12 protein-coding genes are annotated in these 20027 nt (G+C 47.7%); 11 read left to right on the plus strand and 1 reads right to left on the minus strand.

Annotated features, from left to right (window positions below):
• The first annotated feature begins 3 nt into the window (after positions 1-3).
• The 11 genes from AACT19_RS19540 to AACT19_RS19590 all read left to right on the plus strand — a co-directional run bounded on the left by AACT19_RS19540 (position 4) and on the right by AACT19_RS19590 (position 19066).
• Positions 4-1491 (plus strand): non-ribosomal peptide synthetase, encoded by a 1488-nt coding sequence (locus AACT19_RS19540; protein ID WP_076648328.1) that lies wholly within the window; start codon positions 4-6, stop codon positions 1489-1491.
• Between the two features lie 18 nt (positions 1492-1509).
• Positions 1510-1785 (plus strand): phosphopantetheine-binding protein, encoded by a 276-nt coding sequence (locus AACT19_RS19545; RefSeq protein ID WP_076648288.1) that lies wholly within the window; start codon positions 1510-1512, stop codon positions 1783-1785.
• Between the two features lie 139 nt (positions 1786-1924).
• Complete coding sequence (locus tag AACT19_RS19550) at positions 1925-7453, plus strand: type I polyketide synthase (protein ID WP_076648291.1); 5529 nt, start codon at positions 1925-1927, stop codon at positions 7451-7453.
• Positions 7454-7545: 92 nt separating this feature from the next.
• The gene (locus tag AACT19_RS19555; protein ID WP_076648331.1) at positions 7546-11631 is read left to right on the plus strand and encodes a non-ribosomal peptide synthetase; all 4086 of its coding nucleotides are present in this window, start codon (positions 7546-7548) and stop codon (positions 11629-11631) included.
• Positions 11628-13211 (plus strand): MDR family MFS transporter, encoded by a 1584-nt coding sequence (locus AACT19_RS19560; protein WP_076648294.1) that lies wholly within the window; start codon positions 11628-11630, stop codon positions 13209-13211. Before AACT19_RS19555 ends, AACT19_RS19560 begins: the two co-directional genes overlap by 4 nt.
• Position 13212: 1 nt before the next feature.
• The gene (locus AACT19_RS19565) at positions 13213-13830 is read left to right on the plus strand and encodes a hypothetical protein (RefSeq protein ID WP_076648298.1); all 618 of its coding nucleotides are present in this window, start codon (positions 13213-13215) and stop codon (positions 13828-13830) included.
• A gap of 69 nt (positions 13831-13899) precedes the next feature.
• A complete protein-coding gene (locus AACT19_RS19570; RefSeq protein ID WP_242658967.1) occupies positions 13900-14853 on the plus strand; it encodes an MDR family NADP-dependent oxidoreductase in 954 nt (317 codons plus the stop codon).
• 15 nt (positions 14854-14868) lie between these two features.
• Complete coding sequence (locus AACT19_RS19575; RefSeq protein WP_076648301.1) at positions 14869-15873, plus strand: HlyD family secretion protein; 1005 nt, start codon at positions 14869-14871, stop codon at positions 15871-15873.
• 2 nt (positions 15874-15875) lie between these two features.
• Positions 15876-16637 carry a 4'-phosphopantetheinyl transferase family protein gene (locus AACT19_RS19580; protein WP_076648304.1) on the plus strand — a complete coding sequence of 254 codons (762 nt, stop codon included), beginning with the start codon at positions 15876-15878 and terminating at the stop codon, positions 16635-16637.
• Positions 16638-16965: 328 nt separating this feature from the next.
• Complete coding sequence (locus tag AACT19_RS19585; RefSeq protein WP_076648307.1) at positions 16966-17622, plus strand: response regulator transcription factor; 657 nt, start codon at positions 16966-16968, stop codon at positions 17620-17622.
• A 1-nt stretch (position 17623) separates the two neighbouring features.
• Entirely contained in the window at positions 17624-19066 is a 1443-nt protein-coding gene (locus AACT19_RS19590) for a sensor histidine kinase (protein ID WP_076648310.1), read from the plus strand.
• A 72-nt stretch (positions 19067-19138) separates the two neighbouring features.
• On the opposite strand, the gene AACT19_RS19595 is transcribed toward AACT19_RS19590, so the two are convergent.
• Positions 19139-19822 carry an IS6 family transposase gene (locus AACT19_RS19595; protein WP_076648313.1) on the minus strand — a complete coding sequence of 228 codons (684 nt, stop codon included), beginning with the start codon at positions 19820-19822 and terminating at the stop codon, positions 19139-19141.
• Between the last annotated feature and the right edge of the window lie 205 nt (positions 19823-20027).

A 20027-nucleotide genomic window follows, 5' to 3' on the forward strand; every position in this document is an offset into this window, starting at 1 on the left:
ACAATGTCAAAATTGATCCACCGTCAGTTTACTCATCAGTGTACCAAAACACCGGATAATATCGCTCTGCGAAGTGACAGCGAAAACATCACATACCGTCAACTGGAATTGCGTGCCAATAATATTGCTCAGTCATTAATCCGTTCTGGCATTAAATCAGGCGATGTCGTCGGCATCTACATGAATCGCTGTAATAACCTCGTTGCGACCATATTGGGTATATTGAAATCAGGGTCTTGTTACTTGCCGCTCGATCCTTATTACCCCAGCGATCGCCTTACTTATATGGCAGAGCACTCGGAAGCCAAACTGGTGATCACTGACAATTTGAATGGCATGGATTGGCTTAGCAATGATCTTCCAACGTTGGATGTGAGTAGCATCGACTTTTCCAGCGCGACAACCCCAGACTTACCACAGATAGACGAACAGAGCTTGTGTTACATCATGTACACTTCGGGCTCAACCGGTAAGCCTAAGGGCGTGATGATCACGCATCATACGGTGGTGAATTACCTCAACTGGATGCAAGATGCTTTTCAACTGACGACAAACAGCCGGGTACTGAATCAGACTACATTCAGCTTTGATATTTCAGTCTGGGAAATGTTCTGGCCTCTGATGACTGGAGCAAGCTGCGCACTGATTGCTGAAGATGCTAAGTATGACCCCGTGCTGTTGGCTGACTTCGTTGAGCAGCATCAGATCACTGTTGCCCAGTTTGTGCCAACCGCACTACGTATCATTGTTGATGCGGATGTACTGAAACAATGTACCTCTCTAGAGCATATATTCTCTGGTGGAGAAGCGCTGCCGCAACGCTTGGTGGATGACTTGTCTGTGCAGTATCCGGGTCATATCCACAACCTCTACGGGCCGACAGAGGCCACCATTTTTGCCTGTCACTGGTACTGTCAGCCACAGTGCGTAGAAAAAGTTGTGCCGATTGGCCGTCCGATTCCGCACGCAGAAGTGCTTGTCCTTGATGAAGCCCTACAGCCTGTAAAGCAAGGGCTGTGCGGTGAACTGTATTTAGCCGGAGATATTCTGGCGAAAGGTTACCTAAAACGTCCCGACCTTACTCAAGAGTGCTTTGTAGATCATCCCCTGAGTGGAGAAAAAATGTATCGCACAGGCGATTTGGTGAGTATCAGAGAAGATGGTGCGTTACTGTTCCATGGCCGAACCGATTCACAAATCAAACTGCGCGGTCACCGAATTGAGCTGGCCGAAATTGAAGCTCAGCTACAAGCGATGCCCAGCATTTCTCACGCTGCAGTGATTGTGGATAGCAGCGATGATAGTAAGGCGTCTTATCTGACCGCTTTCTATGTGCCATCTCAGCAGTCCAACGTTGATGTGCAAGTGATCAAAGAACAACTGGCAAAAGTATTGCCTTACTACATGCAACCCTCCCGATATTACTCCGTTGATAGCCTACCCACGCTCCCTAATGGGAAAGTCAGCAAGTCAGCTTTAAACGCTCACTAACAAGAAGGTTCTAGCACTATGTCGAATAACAAACCAAATATGACACCTGAAATTGAAAACCGTGTTCTCTCAATCTGGCAATCGGTTTTAGAGGTTAAAAAAATTGCCCGAAATGAGAACTTCTTTGATGCAGGAGGCAACTCATTATTAATGAGTAAAGTACACAGGGAAATAAAAAAACAGCTTGGAATTCCGATTAATATTATCGAGCTATTTCAATGTCCTACAGTGGATTCGCTAAGTAAGAATATATCTAAAAAATACCCTCAGGTGTTATTAGAAAAGTCGAATTAAAACTTCGCTAAATAGTTTTACCTAGAAGACAAATTCATTTTATTCGCTGATTGAAACACTCCTTTCTTTTCAAAGGAGAGAGGCCGTTTTTCCCGAAATAAGTACAAATAAATACGACATACAACCCGTGAGGTAGCATATGAAAGACCAAGCAACACTGCGCGATAAAGATATAGCTATTATTGGCATGTCAGGCCGATTCCCTGGTGCAGAAGACATCACGACGTTCTGGACGAACCTCACTGAAGGGCTGGAAACCATCACAACATTTAGCGAACAAGAGCTTCGCGAGTCGGGTGTCGATGAAGAATTGATTGCCTCACCCAACTACATTCCTCGCCGAGGTATTCTCGGCAACGCGCAACATTTCGATGCGCACTTCTTTGATATTACTCCTCGTGACGCGGAAATCATGGATCCTCAACACCGTGCGTTTCTAGAAAGCAGTTGGCATGCTTTTGAAGATGCGGGGTACGTGCCTTCGAGTTATCCGGGCAAAGTGGGTGTTTTTGGCGGTACAGGCACAGCGTGGCATTTGAACAAAGTCCATTCCCATCCGGGTGTCAGCCAGTTTGCCAGTGGCGCATCCGTTGTGACCAATAACGATAAAGACTATGTCACAACGCGAGTCTCCTACAAGCTGGACTTAAAAGGGCCAAGTGTGAATGTGCAGACGGCCTGTTCAACTGCAATGGTGGCCGTGGTGATGGGAATTAACAGCTTGTTAAGCCGTGAAAGTGACCTCGTAGTTGCTGGTGGTGTATCCATCGATACACCGGAGCGCCGCGGCTACAAATACATGCAAGGCGGTATGGAGTCAGCGAATGGACGCTGTTACGCGTTTGATTCTCGTGCTAATGGCACGGTGTTTAGCCGCGGTGTTGGTGCTGTGCTGCTCAAACGTGTTAAAGACGCAGTCAAAGATGGCGACCACATCTACGCAGTGATCAAAGGTGGGGCAATCAACAATGATGGCAGCCTCAAAGCTGGATTCACGGCTCCGGGTATTGAAGGGCAGGTTGAAGTCGCAAAGCAGGCGATTTCCAACGCTGATATTGATGTCGAAAACATCCGCTTTGTTGAAGCGCATGGCACAGCGACAGCGTTGGGCGACCCAATTGAATTTTCGTCATTGTCGCAAACCTTCCGCCACTTCACGGATAAAGAGCAGTTCTGCCGTTTAGGTTCGGTTAAAACTAACATCGGCCATACTGATGCTGCCTCGGGTGTTGCCAGTCTGATTAAAGCCTCAATGGCATTGGAATCTGGACAGCTTCCAGCTTCGCTGCATTATGCTGAGCCAAATCCAAACATTGAGTTTGAAACTAGCCCGTTTGTGATGAACACCGAGCTGACAGCGTTTAAACAGCAGGACAAGCCAAACAATGCGTTGGTTAACGCCTTTGGTGTCGGAGGTACCAATGCTTGTGTGATTCTCGAAACGGCGCCAGAGACTCAACCGGGTGATGCACACAACTCACCACTCATGATTCCGTTCTCAGCCCGCACTTGTAAAACATTGAATGAGATGAAACAGCGTCTGGCGAGTTACCTGACCGATAACCCAGATGCAGATGTTGCGGACGTGGCGTACACCATGCAGGTGGGCCGCAAACAGTTTGAATTTTTCACCTCGGTGATTGGCAATGATCGTCAAGCCATCATTGAAGCGCTGGCTAAGCCTTCTCAGATTGTGTCTGGAAGCAAATCAAAGCGACCAATGGTGTTTATGTTCCCGGGGCAGGGCAACCAATATCCGAATATGTCTCGCGATCTCTACCAGACGTATCCGGTGTTTAAGCAGGAGATGGATCAGTGCTGCGAGTTTCTGATGCCAATTCTAGAACAGGATCTGCGTGAGATTATCTTCCCACAAGATGATCAAACCGCGGCTCGTATCAACGAAACTCAATTCACTCAGCCTGCGTTGTTCGTTGTTGAGTACAGCCTTGCTCAGCTTTGGATGTCATGGGGCATTCAGCCAGATGTGATGATTGGTCACAGTGTCGGTGAGTACGTGGCGGCTTGCTTATCGGGCGTGTTCTCGCTGGGAGATGCGCTCAAAGCTGTTGCGATTCGTGGCAAGCTGGTTCAGGCTCTGCCAGCGGGCGCAATGCTAGCGGTTCTGATGGAAGAAGCTGAACTTACTGAGCGCTTATCAAACAGTGAACTGGATATCGCGGCGGTCAATTACCCAGAGCTCTGTGTGGTGGCGGGTGAGCTTGAAGCGATAAAAGCATTCCAATATGAGCTGGAAGAAGAAGGCATCTTCTGCAAGCACTTGGATACGTCTCACGGTTTCCACTCAAGCATGATGGATCCTATGTTGCCAGCGTTCAAAGACGTGATCGATGGTATTGAACTGAATGCGCCGCAGATTCCGTTCGTCTCTTCGGTAAATGGTGAATGGATCAGCGATGAGTTAGCACAAGATAGCGACTACTGGGTGTGCCACGTCAGAAATCCTGTGCTGTTCTCGCATGCATTCAAAACCTTGATGGCCGATCATCAGGATGGTTTTGTGGCTTTAGAAGTGGGGCCGGGCCGTTCTCTGGAGTCTGCGGCTAAGCAACACTTCCGTGAAGAAGATGGTTCGAATGCCGATATCTTCTCCTCTTTACCTACGGCCAAAGAAGTAGAGATTTCCGGTGAGTATTTCATCTCAATGCTTGGTGCTTTATGGGCGCACGGCGTCGAGATTGACTGGTCATCTTACTATGGTGATGAGCGCCGACGTCGCCTGCCTTTGCCGGGCTACCCGTTCGAGCGAAATGAATTCAAACTGCCTGAGCTGAAAACAGGTAATGCTGAAAGCCTATCAAGCAGCAGTGCGGAAGCCAGTTTAAAACGCAAGAAAACCGATGTTGGTGACTGGTTCTATATGCCAGCGTGGAAGCGAACCATTCCTGCTGACTTCATGCCGAGCAAACAAACTCAAGATGAAAATGATTGTTGGGTGGTTTTAGCTGACGAGTATGGTATCGCTGATCGGTTGCATGCTCAGCTTCTGGCATCAGGCCAACAAGTGGTGACTGTGTTCAAAGGCGTCTGCTATCAGGAGAATGTCGTCACCAGTGACAGCGCGAAGAGTTTTGTCATTGACCCTGCCTCTCGTGAAGATTACATCCGAGTGCTTAAGGCAATCAAAGCTCAAGAGATGAATCCGGTTCGTATTGTTGATCTGTGGAACCTCTCTCCTGAGCAAGGTGATATCGACCTTGAACTGTGCCGTGAACACCAGTTGGACTCCTTCTACAGTCCGTTGTATCTGCAACAGGCGCTGGTGAATGAGAACTTGTTGGATAATCTTCATCTGTTGTTGGTGACTAATAATATCTTCAGTGTCTCTGGGGAGCGAGTTTGCGCACCGGAGAAAGCACTGTTAGTCGGGCCTGCGCGTGTATTCTATCACGAGTACCCTGATGTTCAGTGTCATTTAGTCGATATCGACTGGCCTGCGGACTTAGCGAATGAATCCGGCCACTGGACGGCAGAGCAAGCAGCATGCTGCCTGATTGCAGAGAGTAGTATTAGCACAGACGGCCAACTGGTGGCGTATCGAGGGGGGTGCCGCTGGGAGGAAGATTATCAGGCGGTTAACTTAAAACAGCAAGAACCAGGTTTACCGGCGCAATTCAAAGATGATGGCGTTTACCTCATCACTGGTGGATTGGGTGGCCTTGGCATGCTGGTAGCCGGTCACATCTCGGAAATGAGTAATGCGACGCTTGTTCTGATTTATCGCAGTCGTCTGCCTGAACGCGAGCAATGGAATGACTGGATTCAGAATCACCCAGTCGATAACCCAATGAGTGAAAAACTGGCGGGCATCCTGCGTCTTGAGGAGCAAGGTAACACCATTGATTTAGTCAATGTGGACATCTGTGATTATGTGGCTATATCGGAAGTGTTTGAACGCTATGATCGCTTTGATGGCATTTTCCACACGGCTGGTATTGCGGGTGGTGGCATCATTCCGCTTAAGTCAGATGAAGATTGTGCCAGCGTTCTGGAGCCGAAAATCCTCGGCAGCCTGATTCTCGATGATCTGACTAGAGACAGCCAGCCTGATTTCATGGTGCTGTTCTCTTCCATCAGCTCGATTGTCGGTGATGAAGCTCGAATTGATTACTGTTCCGGTAATGCCTTTATGGATGTGTTTGCCAGCTACCGCAATCAGAATCGAAACGGTCGCACTATTGCAATCAACTGGGGCAAATGGGGTGATGTCGGCATGGCAGTTCAGTGGGCTCGTGAGTTGGATGAGAAAAACAAAGCCAACGAAGCGCCCCTTGAACAAACAGGACTGCTTACGCTGCTCGACCGTAAAGGTATGGAAGAAGAATATCGAGTCAATCTGGATGTGCAGAGTGACTGGGTACTCAACGAGCATAGCTTGTCGAATCAACCGACCTTGGTTGGTACCACCATACTGTCGATGCTGCATACTCTGATGAATCACTTCAAGCCTCAGGAAGCGCTTCAGGTTAAGAACTTGCTGTTGACCAAGCCGGCCATTTACCACAACGCATGGCCACGTGAAATGCGTCTGTATGTACGCAGTGAAGGCGCTGGCTACAGCTTCAGCCTTCGCAGCCGTGGCATCCGTGACATCGAATGGGACGAACATGCGCTGGGCAACCTTGGCCGTGGTGTTGAGAGTAAGGAGAGCCTTGCGGCTGTAGATTCACTTGAAGCGATTCAGTCTCGCTGCATTAACAAACTGCCTGATGACTTAACCGGCAAAGATTACGCCAATGCCGTAACGGGTGAAACCTTCCTGTCGCTCAGTGAGCGTTGGAATGGTCCTAAGTGTGCATGGCAAGGTGAGGATGAGTGGCTGATTCATAAAGATCTCGATGCTCAGTTCCAGAGTGATTTTGAACAGTATCCGTATCACCCAGCACTGATTGATTCGGTATCCATTCGCTGTATCAACCTGATCACGACAGACAACTACCTGCCAATCAGCTACGGCAAGATCAGCTATCTAGCGCCGCTTGACGGAGATTGCTACGCGCACATCAAACTCAAACAGCCTTACCAGGCGGAAGACAGCACCATCATCTTGGATGTGGTCTTCCTATCCGCTGATAGCAAGCCGTTGATGGTTTTGGAGAACTACACGCTAGTACGTATGAAAGCTGAGAATCAGGTTGCTGCTTCTGCGCCAGCGTCTGCTGTAGCTCAGGTTACCGTCGATGTCTCCGACAAGGACATTCTGTTCTACGAAGGTCTGGATGCACTGAAGCGACAGCTTGCACACCTAGAGTTTGAGCAACTCGTCGTGGTGACCAGTGATCTGGGTCAGCTTATCTATGAAGCGATTCCTGAACAGGAAGATGAACAGCTGGCAGAGCTGGAAGCGGAAGTCAGCCAAGGGCACGCCCGTCCAGAACTCTCTGTTGAGTATGTGGCACCTGAAAACGATATCGAAAAAGAGATCATTGCAGTCTGGCAGTCGATTCTAGGCATTTCAGGTATTGGTGTTGATGACAATTTCGTCGAGCTTGGCGGTAACTCACTGTTGGCGGTGCAAATTGTGTCAAAAGTGTCTGCCAAGTTTGAAGTCGATATTCGAGTGGATCTCTTCTATCAGGATCAAACCGTAAGAGGGCTGTCCGGCCAGATCATCGAAGCGTTTGAATCTGTTCTTCAGAGTGAATAGCGCTCATCTCCCGGGCATTAGCCCGGGAAGTTCATCACCTACAGGCTGCCGCAACGGCGGCCAAATCTTCCAAATGGTAAAAGGGCATGGCTATGACAACTAAAACGAATCAGATTTTGAACTCAATGGGACTCGAAGAGCTGAAAAGGCTCGCCAGAGAGAAAAAACAGAAAAAGGCGCAGCTCATGGAAGAGAGCCGCTCTTCAACAACGGAACCAAAACGCAGAATATTCCCTCTCACCAATGCGCAAAAGAGCATTTGGACACTGGAGCAGTTCCTCGAAGACAATAAAGCCTATAACACCCCATTGGCGATCACCTGTCACATTGATCACGAGTTCGAGCCAGACAGAGTCGAACGCGCTCTGACGAAAGTGGTCAATAATCACGACATATTCCGCACCACGATCCGAGTGGTCGATGGCGAGCCTTGCCAGTGCATTGACAACCAGCCCAGTTTTGATTTTGGTTTTGATGATATAACTGCCATGCCAGAAGCGGATAAAAATCAGTGGGTCATGCGAGTCGCTCGTGAAGAAGGCAGAAAGAATTTTGACCTGACTAACGGACCACTGTTTCGCTGGCGAATGGCAAAAACTCAGCCGGGTGAATACATCATCATGCTGACCTTCCATCATATTATTTCAGATGGTTGGACTACCAGCTTGTGCCTCAAAGAATTCATTAGCACCTATTTTGGCCAGACGATAGATCATGCAGCGCAATTTACCGATTACGCCTTAAAGGAAAGCCGCTGGCTTGAAGACGGTGAGTACGAACAGGGGCTGAATTACTGGCGCGATAAGCTCAGTGGCGTTCAAGGTATGCTGGAACTGGCAATCGATCACCCTCGCCCGGATACGCTCAATTTTGAGGGAAGTTATGTCAGCCATCCACTTGATGCTGACTTCTGTCATCGACTTCAGTCTTGCGCAGCAAAACAGGGGGCAACTACCTTTCACCTGATGCTGGCAGCCTACCAGTTACTCCTACATAAATACAGCAGTCAGAACGATATTGTAATTGGTGTGCCTTTTGCCAATCGTAGTGACTCCCAGACTCAGGAAATGATGGGGCTGTTCATGAACACGCTACCATTGCGCTTTAATCTCAATGATGATTTGCCTCTTTCGGCTGTGATAGAAGCAGCGAAAACCGAGAGCAAAGAGGCGATTGCCTATCAGAACGTGCCGTTTAATCGCATTCTCGATGTTGTCGACTATTCGCGAGATGCACGTGTTAACCCGCTTTATCAGGCTGTGCTGACTTATCAGGTTTATCCGCACTCGCGAACCAATACCTTGTTTAGCTATTCGCCACTCAAAGTGGATTACGGTGTGTCTAAGTTGGATCTCAATCTATGGATTGAGGAAGACGGCGACGGTTTGTTGTGCACATTCAACTACAGTACAGCGCTGTTTGAACGCGCCACCGTGCAGCGAATGCTGCGTGATTTACACACCATATTGACGGCATTGGTTGAGCACCCACAGCAGTCGACTCAAGCCTTGTCATTGGTGATTGAAGATGAGCGCCAGTCTCTGCTTAAAACGTGTTTACCGACAGAGGTAAGTCAAACGTTGCCGGTTCATCACCAATTTGAGCAACAGGCGCTAGCTTGCCCTGAAGACGTGGCAGTGCGTTGTAAAGGCTGTACACTGAGTTATGCCGATCTCAATGAGCGTGCCAATCAGCTGGCAGCACAACTGGCCTCGCAAGGTATGAGTCACGGTGAGCCCGTCGCGATACTGATGGAAAAAAGTGAGCATAGTGTGGTAGCGATATTAGCCATCCTGAAAGCGGGTGGTTGCTACCTTCCTATCGACATCAATCTGCCGGAATCTAAAATCGGCTTCATCTTAAACGATGCTAAAGTTAAGCGTGTTTTACTCGTAGGTGAAGTACCCATTGCTTTAAAAGCACTGGCTACACAATCTTCACTAAATTGGGTAGACATTCTAAACACAGAAACGAGTAACACCTCACCAACACGCACTAATCCGCCAGATGATTTTGGCGATGGACCAGCGTACATCATTTATACCTCAGGCAGTACAGGGGCACCAAAGGGTGTGTGTGTTCACCATTCTCAACTCAGCCATTATTGCCGAGCGATTGCTCCAGTACTCAAACAAACTCACAGAGCACGCTATGGCTTAATGTCGTCCTTCTCAACAGATCTGGCTCATACCATGCTATTCCCAGCGTTGGTCGGGCAAGGCGAGTTGGAGATAGTGACCAATGGCCTGCTGGAAAGCCCTGAACAACTCGCCAATTATCTAAAAGATAAGCCTCTTGATTGTATGAAGATCACGCCGACACATTTGTCTGCGCTGTTGAATACCCCGAATGCGCAGCATCTGCTTCCAGAGCGCACACTGGTACTTGGCGGTGAGTGTTTACCTGTTTCTCTTATTGAGAAAGTCAAAGCGCTTAGACCAAGCTGCCAGATCGTTAATCACTATGGCCCAACTGAGTGCACGGTGGGCGTGACGACATTGACGATTCCCGAAAATATTGCGGATTTGGGTTATCAGGTTGCGCCTATTGGTCAGGCCCTCGACGGAAGTCATGTATTGGTTCTCGATGCTCACCAACAACTGCTTCCTGCGGGCGTACCCGGTGAAATTTGTATCGGTGGAGCACAGCTGGCTTCAGGGTACCTTGGCCTCGATGAGCAAACACAGCGTCACTTTCTTCCCCACCCGTACTTACCGGGTGAGCGTCTGTACCGTACTGGTGACAAAGGCCGCCTGTTAGCGGATGGCACCCTTGAATATCTTGGTCGCTTGGATCGTCAGGTCAAAGTACGTGGCTATCGAGTTGAGCTGGCCGAGATTGAGCAGGCTTTAGGTCAGATTGCTAATGTTGAGCGCTCTGCAGTAGTTCAGCAACAAACCGCTGACTCTAGCCGTTTGGTCGCTTATGTCGTTGCTGGTGAAGCTGGCGAGCAAGAAGGGATTAAGGCGGAGCTGAGACAGCAATTACCCGCTTACATGCAACCAGAAGTGTGGGTGTGGCTCGACGCTATGCCAATCACCGCAAGTGGAAAAGTCAATTATCAGGCGTTATCTGCGGCTAATCGGAATGCACAGACATCGGCTTCTGCCCTTCCGAACAATCAGATGCAAGCTCGTTTGCTGACGCTGTTTCAACAAGCCTTGAACACTCAACAGGTCGGTATTGATGACGAGTTTTTCAATCTTGGGGGAAACTCTATCAGTGCACTGAAACTGCTGATTGAAGTGAATAAAGCGTTCTCTATTACATTGACCCTAGGCCAGATACTGAAAAACAGCAGTGTCGCTCGACTTGGCAAACTGATTGAACAGGTATCCGATAACGCTGAATACGGTTCTTCGATTGTGATGCTCAATCAAGGTAACCCACAGCAGAAGCCGACCTTACTGCTGATTCACCCTGCGGGTGGCAATGTGCTTTGTTACGACGAATTAGTGAAGGGGCTGAGCAAAAAGTATCCAGTCTACGGTGTTCAGGTGGCTGATTTTCAGGGGCTAGCTGAGTACAACCGCCAAGTGTCGGCTTTAGCTGAGCACTACGTGAAGCAGCTCGGGGAATTAGCAGAGCGTCCAGAGTTGACCATCGGTGGTTGGTCACTGGGAGGCACCATCGCTTTTGAGATGGCGTGTCAGGTTCAGGCCTTGACCGGAAATCAGCCGAAGGTTTTGATTTTTGATCAACCTGCCCCTCAAGTGAACGTCGATAACAGCGCCAGTATGACTGAGCATGAGCGTCTTGCTTACTTTGCTCACAAGGTAGAGCTGTTTACCGGAACGTCTTTTGATACCTCGGGCTCGCAACTGGCCAAGATGTCACAAGCGGATAGAACACAGGTATTCCTGGCGGGCTTTCGTAAAGCGAATTTGGTTCCGGATAACATCAGCGCTGAGGACTTCCAGCATTTTCTCTCCATTCTTCAGGCTCACATGAATGCGACAGATGAATATCAGGGACAGCGATATTCTGGTCCTGTTGTCGTGGCGGAAGCAGAAGAGATCTTAACTGGCCGTACGCAATTGAAAGAATCTGGGCTGGGTTGGCAGGCATACAGCCAACAGCCGCTGACCGTATTACCTGCGAAGGGCGATCACATCTCCATGATGAACGCGCCTCACATTGGTGACTTGGCGAGTCGTCTACAGGAAGGGCTGCTTTGAGTACGATCGCACCTTCAAAACCAAAAAACGAAGTCGTCGTTTCAAAGAAGGAATGGTGGGCCATCATCGGCGGCCTCATCGGTGGCTTTATGGCAATTCTGGACATCCAGATCACTAACTCCTCGATGAAAGTCATTCAGGGGGCGCTGTCTGCGTCCCTGGATGACGCCTCTTGGCTGATGACGTCGTACTTTACGGCTGAGATTGTTGCGATCCCACTTTGTGGCTGGCTATCAAACGCGCTGGGAACAGGCCGTTACGCTTTATGGTGTATCGGCGGTTTTCTCGGCTCATCTTTGCTTTGTTCGATGGCGTGGAATCTGGATTCGATGATTGTCTTCCGCGCTTTGCAGGGCTTCTGTGGTGGCGCATTGATCCCGCTGTCTTTCCGTTTGATCATTGAAATCCTGCCGCTAGAAAAGCGCCCAATGGGAATGTCGTTATTCAGTATTATTGCCACATTCGCCCCAGCGATAGGTCCGGCGATCGGCGGTTGGCTCACTGAACACTTTTCATGGCATGCGATCTTTTACGTCAATGTTTTACCGTCAGTCGTGGCATGGGCACTGATTCAACGTTCAATGAAGCATCCCATCATTAACTGGCAAATCATTCGTCAGGGTGACTTTGTTGGCGTTGTGTCGGTGATGATGTTTCTCGGTACGCTGGAAGTCATTCTGGAAAAAGGCGGTGATGAAAATTGGTTCGATTCGCGTATGATTTGCGTACTGGCGGTGCTCTCTGCCATCAGCTTTGTCATTTTTATCTATGACCAGATCGTACATCGTAACCCGCTGATTAACATTCGCCTGTTTAAGGAATATCAGTATTCCTATGCTTTGCTCATCTTTGCCATGTTGGGCTCGGCTATCTACGGCACATTGTTTCTAGTGCCGTATTATCTGACGATGATTCATGATTACAACGCGACAGAAATTGGTCAGGTTGTTATCTGGATGGGACTGCCGCAGTTGGTGATTTTGCCGATGATTCCATTTCTCATCCGCCGCTATAACCCTAAGTATCTTATCTTCATCGGTTTCGTTGGTTTAGCCATCAGTGCGTTTATGGATTGCCACATGAATGCTGACTTTGCTGGCCCGCAGATGATTGCCTCGATGTTGGTTCGTGCGTTAGGCCAGCCGTTTATCATGGTGCCACTCTCCATGCTGGCGACCCAGAACATTAAAGCGGAGGATGCGGCCTCATCGGCAGTGTTAATCAATGTATTTCGCAGTCTGGGTGGCTCAATGGGTATCGCGGTACTGTCGACCTATTTCACTACTCGGATCGATTTTCACCTCGACTCCATCAAATCCACCTTACTGACAGGTAGTCAGCAATTTTATCACTATCTGGGTAAGGTAAAGAATTTACTGGTTAATCAGGGATTGCCGTCAGATAGCACCCATGTTCAACAAACTGCGGTGAGCATTCTTGGCGAAAGGATGGCAATTCAATCGCAAATCATGGCCTTTAACGACCTGTTTATGGTCATGGGGATCATGATGCTCTCCACGGCCATCATGGTATTGTGTTCAAACCGTGATTTCCAGCTTCAACTAAAAAAGAGAAAATAGCATGAGTGATAAAACATCAATGAGTATCTGGAGCTATCTGCTGTCTTCAGAAGCAAGAATGACCATCATAGTGCCCATTCTGATCTACAACCTGACATTCTGGGGAGTAGGAGCAGGAGCGGCGTTGATTGTCACCGCGTGTTACTCCGCATTACTGGAGTTGTTCAGCAAACGGAATGGTTCTCTGTCCATCATCGCTTTGATTTTGGTTTCGGGCACCATTCATTACCTTTACCTGCATGGTTACACCCTGTTTGGAATTGACCAAGAAAGTGTCTTTCTTTCGGTAGGAGGATCACTGTCCGTCATTGTCGTGTTCGGCTTCTACTCCATGATTGGCCGACCAGTGGTTCGTACTCAGGCGGAAAATGCGATCCCTCGTTTGATGCAGTTGCCTGTCTATGGATCGCCAAAATACGCCCAAGTATGGCGGGAGATTTCTCTGGTTTGGATTCTCGCTTACGCAGTGAAAGCGTTACTCGTGATTAAGTTCTCCAGTGATATGCCGGATTACGCTGACTACTTTGTTTTCATTGGAGCTTGGCCACTGACGCTAGCAATGATTGCTTTCAGTTTTTACTGGCCCGGCTTTCGTTGGTCATCGGAAGAAAACGCATAAATTTCCAGCAACTTGGCATCAATTTATTTGGTATCAAATTACAACACTATAAACTCAATGAGGTGCTTTATGAATCAAATAGTTAACCCATCAATTGTGCTTAATAATCACCCACAGGGTGCTACGACAACGGGCAATTTTCGTATCGCCAACCAGCCAATTGGTGAGTTAACGCCGAGTGAGTTTTTAATTGAAAACACTTGGTTTTCGATGGACCCATATACGCGACCTCGCCTCAATGAAAACACTGCGTATGTAGAGCCGATCAAACTAGGTGAGGTGATTCAGGGAGAAACCATTGGCAAGGTCGTCGAAAGTAACAGCCCTAAATATCAGGTAGGCGATAGGGTGTTCACTTTTTCAGGTTGGCAAAAATATTGTGTCGGTAACGATGCAGATTTCATGACCTATCGATTGCCGGATACGGAACTGTCGCCAACGATCTTTCTCAGTGTAGCTGGAACTCCCGGTCGAGCGGCGTACCTTGGATTGAATAAAATTGCCAAACCTAAAGCGGGTGAAACCATGGTGGTGTCAGGTGCGGTAGGTTCGGTTGCCGGTCAACTTGGCAAAATGGCGGGTTGCCGAGTAGTCGGTATCGCAGGCAGTGAAGAAAAATGTCATTATGTGGTCGATGAACTGGGTTTCGATGCCTGCGTCAATTATAAGTCTGACAATCTGGGCGAGGAGATTGAAGCCGCCTGTCCGAACGGCGTGGGCATCTACTTTGAAAATGTCGGCGGACGTATTTCTTCTTTAGTTGCACGCCATTTAAACGAAGGCGCCAGAGTGCCAATCTGTGGCAATGCAGCGTTATACAACAAAGGCAAAGATGTGGATGCCTCGACGCTATCGCGCTTCTACTCCTCACTGCCGAGTGCGCCGGAAAATCGATTATTTCTGGTGACCGAAGGATTGGAAAACGCACCGCAGACCGCAGACCGCAGGCCTTTGTCGATCTATTGGAAGGGAAGCACTTCGGTAAACAACTGGTTCGAGTTTAATGCTTTTCGCCTTTTTTGATTGGTTGGCCGTGCTATGAAAAAGATAATAAAGATTTTGATTCCACTGATGTTGTTGGTCCTGGCTGGCGGTGCCTATTGGTATTACTACGGGCGCTTTTTCCAGACCACCGAGAATGCTTACGTTCAAACGGACATTACTAACGTCAGTTCGCGCATCAATGCGGAAGTGGTAAAAATTAATATTAAGGACAATCAGAAGGTCAAAAAAGGCGATTTACTGGCTCATCTGGACGACCGTGAATTCGTAATTAAAGAGCAGCTCGCTGAAGCAACCTTGGCGCAAAGTCAGGCGGAACAGTCGAACGCGGACGCGGCGTACAAGATGCAGAAAAGTGCTATCGAAGAGTACCAGAGCAAGGTGGCGTCGGCGAAAGCCAAATATCAATACTCACTTCAGCAATACAAGCGTTTGCAGGTCTTAGAGAAACAAAACTATGTGTCTAAAGGTGAACGTGACAATGGCGCGTCTGCCTATAAAGTTGATGAAGCGGCGTATCTTGAGGCTAAGGCCAGCCTGAAAACCCAGCAAGACAAGCTATCTGTACTGGAAAGTGAAATAGAACAGGCCGACGCTATGGTTAAGCAAGCCACAGCCAGTTTGTCGCAGGCAAAGCTTGAATTGGGGTACACCCGAATTGTGGCTCCAATAGATGGCGTAATCAGCAATCGTAACCTGCAAGTCGGTATGATGGTGCAACCGGGGCAATCTGTGGTTAGCATAGTCTCTGATTGTACCCCGTGGATTCTGGCGAACTTTAAAGAAACGCAAAAGTCTCGCATGCACAAAGGACAGCCTGTTGATGTCACAATTGATGCCTATCCAGGGAAAACCTTCTCGGCACGAATCGACAGCGTATCACCAGCTACAGGCGCCACCTTTGCTTTGCTGCCGCCAGATAATGCGACGGGCAACTTTACTAAAGTGGTGCAACGTGTACCGGTTAAGATTGTGTTCAATGATTCGGTCCAGGTCGACAATGGGTTATCTGCGGTTGTTACTGTGGATACGAGGCAGTAATTATGGCGACATTATTTCCTGACATTGACGCTATAGTGGGAGCGTGTGATTTATCTGAACAAACAAGCAGTCGATTTATCAGCAAGGAGCAAAGGTTTCTCATCAATGGCACGAGTGTCTTTGTGTGTCTGTTTAACCAAAGCCTCTATCACGACACCTTGTTCAAGCAGTTAAGGATTCGATGTCCTGATGGACTTGGCAACGCGGTAAGCTCTAGACGAGCCGAGTTTCTGGCGGGTCGTTATGCGGCCAGACAGGCGATATCTGCTTGCGGTGAACTGGTTGCTGGCGAGGTACAGGTCGGAGTTGGGGTAAATCGCTGTCCAACATGGCCAGACGGAATTTTAGGTACCATCACCCACTGCAATGATATCGCTGTATGTGCGGTGCTTCCTGCTATTCAGAACATCAAGCGCTACATCGGAATGGATATCGAGAAAGTGTTAGAGACCAATGTGGTGCGTGAGATATCCAGCTCCGTTTGTTCTGTATGGGAGTGGCAGCGTCTGGCATCACTTCCATTTAGTAACGATATCATCACTACAATCATCTTCTCTGCCAAAGAGAGTCTGTTCAAAGCGTTTTATCCCTATATCGGTGAGTATTTCGGCTTTGAGTGTGCTCAGGTTAAATGTGTTGCCCCATACAAACAGAGCATATGGCTGGACTTATCGCCGTCGCTGGTGGCTAAGACGGGTTTTCGAGAAGTGGAGTGCCATTACACCTTGCAGTCGGACTACGTCATCACCTTTCTCTTTCATTAGTCGATCTCTGCGGCGAAACAAAATGGAACTATCTGTATAAACTGATGTACTTAGCATGTTCAACAAGATTAATATAATCCGAGCCTTTCGAATGCCAAGCTAGCGCTGGTAAGGCCAAAAAATGAAATGTTTAACCGTTTATTACATGTTTCTTAAGTCTGGCTTGTTAATTTGAATGAATTCCATGTTTGGCTTCTGTGCTCTCCAAAGCTCAAAAGGCCGACACAGATGGATTGAAAGCTGTGAGACTCAGTAAATAAAACCATCACTTGTGACCTTCCTTTTATTACTGATGAATAGGTCTCGATATAGAACAGAGATAGATAACATGCGCGTATTATTAGTTGAAGATGACCCTATGCTTGGCAATGCGATTACTGCTTCCCTGGTCAGACATCACTATACCACAGACTGGGTAACGTCGGGTGAAAGTGCCCTTAGTGCACTTCAAACTGACAGTTTCCTGCTGGTCATTCTTGATATTTCATTACCGGGTATTAGTGGTTTGAAAGTACTCAAAGAGCTCAGGAGTAAAGGAGACAAGACGCCCGTTTTGATTCTCAGCGCTCGTGACGAACTCAATGACCGTGTTTATGGGCTCAATTATGGCGCAGACGATTATCTGGTTAAGCCGTTCCAACTGGAAGAGCTGCTGGCGCGTATGGGCGCGTTGATTCGCCGATCGGCGGGTATGACAGATGACACCATCGTGGTGGGTGATGTCTCTGTGTCGGTCAATTCGCATAAAGTCGCGGTTGCCGGTGAGTGCATTAATCTGACGCCGAATGAATTTAAAATTCTCCTCTATCTGGTGATGAATGTTGGTCGGGTGCTAAGCAAAACTCAGATATTGCAAAACATGCACGGTTGGGATGAAAGTGCTGGGCTCAATTCGATTGAAGTACACATCCATAATCTGCGCAAAAAAATGCCGAAAGGCACCATAGAAAACATTCGAGGAGTCGGATACATCATCCAACACTAGTATGAGACTGAATTCTGTTAAACGTCGTGTCGCATTGGCGAGCGTGCTACTTTGCCTCGCAGTTATTACTGCTTCTACCATCTGGGTCTATCTTGATACTCGTCAAGCTATTACGAACGTTGATGATGCACGGCTTCAGTATTTCAGTGAGAGTTTCTTGAGGATGTTGTTATTGATCGATGATTCCTTTGTGATTGGCGAAGACCGAAACTCAGACCCAGAAACCGTTTTCGCTAACATCACCAGTAAAACGTCTCCCAAAGACAACCTAGAAAAATGGTCACGAGCCAAGCTGTTTGAAGATGATTTTGCCTACTTATTGATCGATTCAAAGGGCGCTGTATTGGCAAGCTCTCCGAATGCGCCACCTGTGGATTTAAAAATGATGCGTCATCCTGGCCTGAACGATATTCATGATCAGGAGCAATCCAACATGTGGCGTGGCGTAACCATGCTATTAACGCAGCCGAAAACGGGTGAGCCAATGTGGCTCTGGCTGGGTGAAAACAAGTACCTGCGCAGTGAAGTCGAAAACAAAATTGCGATTCCAGCTATTGTCCCTATGCTGGTGGCAACACCATTCCTATGCCTGTTATTGGGGCTGTTTACCTATCATTTGTTTGCACCAATAAGCCGCTTAGAAAAGGAAGTATCAGAGAAGTCGATTTATAACCTCTCACCACTTAATATTACTGATGTCCCAACGGAGTTGGATAGTTTAGTAAAACGCTTGAACTACCTGTTTGATCAAGTCGATGCCACTTGGCAAAGAGAAAAACGATTTAATCAAGACGCTGCCCATGAACTGCGAACACCTCTGACCGTGATCAAGCTTAATGCGCAGAATGCACTTGAAACGCAAAATGCTGAGGAAAAAGACCATGACCTCAAACAGATTGAAAAGAGCATCACACGTTCTGAGCGAACCATTGAGCAGTTATTGACATTGGCAAAAGTAGAGAGCGAGCTGGTTGTAGATTTAAGCCAAACAGTCGATGTTGCTCAGATACTACGCAGTGTAATTGCTGATCTGGTGCCCCTTGCATTAAAGCAACAACAAAAAATTACATTAGAAGCCGATGAGCAAACCTACTCCATTCAGGGCAATGAGATTTTCCTTAACTGTCTGTTTCGAAATCTGATGGATAACGCGATTCGCTACTCTGGAGAGGGAACTCGAGTTTGGGCTGAAGTGATTGAGAATGAAGAGCATGTTCTGGTTGTGATTGCCGATAGCGGTCGGGGAATGAGCCAGGTTGATATTGACCGGATCTTTGAACGTTTTTTCCGTGGTAGGGAAACTCAGAACAAAGTCCAAGGGGTAGGGCTAGGGATGGCGATTGTTGAGCACGTCATCGCTCTCCATCAGGGGAAAATAGATGTGAGATCTCAAGAACCGGGTCTGGCGTTTATCATCACTTTACCAAAGTTCCGTTTAATTTAGCTTCAAATTGGGATGTGTAGGTTCTGTCGCAAATCTAGCTAGAGGCGTGATAGTCCCATCCGGCAGATACAATTATGCTGCGAGGGCGTGAAATAACTCAAAGGCTGTATGGCCTTCAACATCTATCTGATCTTGTTTCAACATCGTCCATACTTCACGCCCATGCAAACTGGCCAAAGCTCCTTCCGTTGACTTCCAACCTAGAGCTTGACGCGTTTTCTGCTTCACCCAACGGTGACTCTGCTCAACGATATTGTTCAGATATTTAATGTCTAAAATCTCTACCAATGAGAGCATGAAATAACCCGTCAACCAAAGCTGAACATTCATTGAATCAATGGCCGCGTAGTTACTCTTACTTCCATCTATGACGACTTTACTTGGTAAACCATTTTGTGAAATGGCCTCATTCAGAAAGGCTTTAGCAGCTGCCTCATCACGGTTAGGGCTAATATAATAATCAATCACATTTCCAAATTTATCGACGGCTCGGTAATAGTAGACCCATTTACCCTTTACTTTGATGTAGGTTTCATCCATACGCCACGAGTCAGACACCGGCTTCTTTCTACGCCTGGCTCTATGCTCCAATACTGGTGTAAATTTGATAACCCAACGATTAATAGTAGTGTGGTCTACTACGACTCCACGCTCTAATTGTATCTCTTCGATTTCACGATAACTCAGCTTATAGGCGAGATAATAACGAACGGTTTCGAGAATGACTTCGGATGGAAAGTGACAGCCTTTAAACATTACAATTCAGAGTGCTGAGTGGGTATTGAGTAAATTTTAACCTAAAGCTTCAAAGTTTGCGACAGAACCGTATTCAGTTAGTCGGTCTTCGAACATAATCATCAAGATCAGAAGGAGTCTTGATTGTAGTGGGTGAGTTGCTTTGGCCAATAGATAAGAGGGTTTGCAATACCTCAGATTATCCGTCAACTGCTAATTTAGTAAG

This window comes from Vibrio sp. 10N.222.47.A9, from assembly GCF_963872585.1.
Classification (GTDB): domain Bacteria; phylum Pseudomonadota; class Gammaproteobacteria; order Enterobacterales; family Vibrionaceae; genus Vibrio; species Vibrio splendidus.

Coding starts and splice junctions, on each gene's coding strand:
- AACT19_RS19585 (WP_076648307.1), top strand. CDS start 16,966: ATGCGCGTATTATTAGTTGAAGATGACCCTATGCTTGGCAATGCGATT.
- AACT19_RS19580 (WP_076648304.1), top strand. CDS start 15,876: ATGGCGACATTATTTCCTGACATTGACGCTATAGTGGGAGCGTGTGAT.
- AACT19_RS19545 (WP_076648288.1), top strand. CDS start 1,510: ATGTCGAATAACAAACCAAATATGACACCTGAAATTGAAAACCGTGTT.
- AACT19_RS19540 (WP_076648328.1), top strand. CDS start 4: ATGTCAAAATTGATCCACCGTCAGTTTACTCATCAGTGTACCAAAACA.
- AACT19_RS19565 (WP_076648298.1), top strand. CDS start 13,213: ATGAGTGATAAAACATCAATGAGTATCTGGAGCTATCTGCTGTCTTCA.
- AACT19_RS19570 (WP_242658967.1), top strand. CDS start 13,900: ATGAATCAAATAGTTAACCCATCAATTGTGCTTAATAATCACCCACAG.
- AACT19_RS19595 (WP_076648313.1), bottom strand. CDS start 19,822: ATGTTTAAAGGCTGTCACTTTCCATCCGAAGTCATTCTCGAAACCGTT.
- AACT19_RS19550 (WP_076648291.1), top strand. CDS start 1,925: ATGAAAGACCAAGCAACACTGCGCGATAAAGATATAGCTATTATTGGC.
- AACT19_RS19590 (WP_076648310.1), top strand. CDS start 17,624: ATGAGACTGAATTCTGTTAAACGTCGTGTCGCATTGGCGAGCGTGCTA.
- AACT19_RS19575 (WP_076648301.1), top strand. CDS start 14,869: ATGAAAAAGATAATAAAGATTTTGATTCCACTGATGTTGTTGGTCCTG.
- AACT19_RS19555 (WP_076648331.1), top strand. CDS start 7,546: ATGACAACTAAAACGAATCAGATTTTGAACTCAATGGGACTCGAAGAG.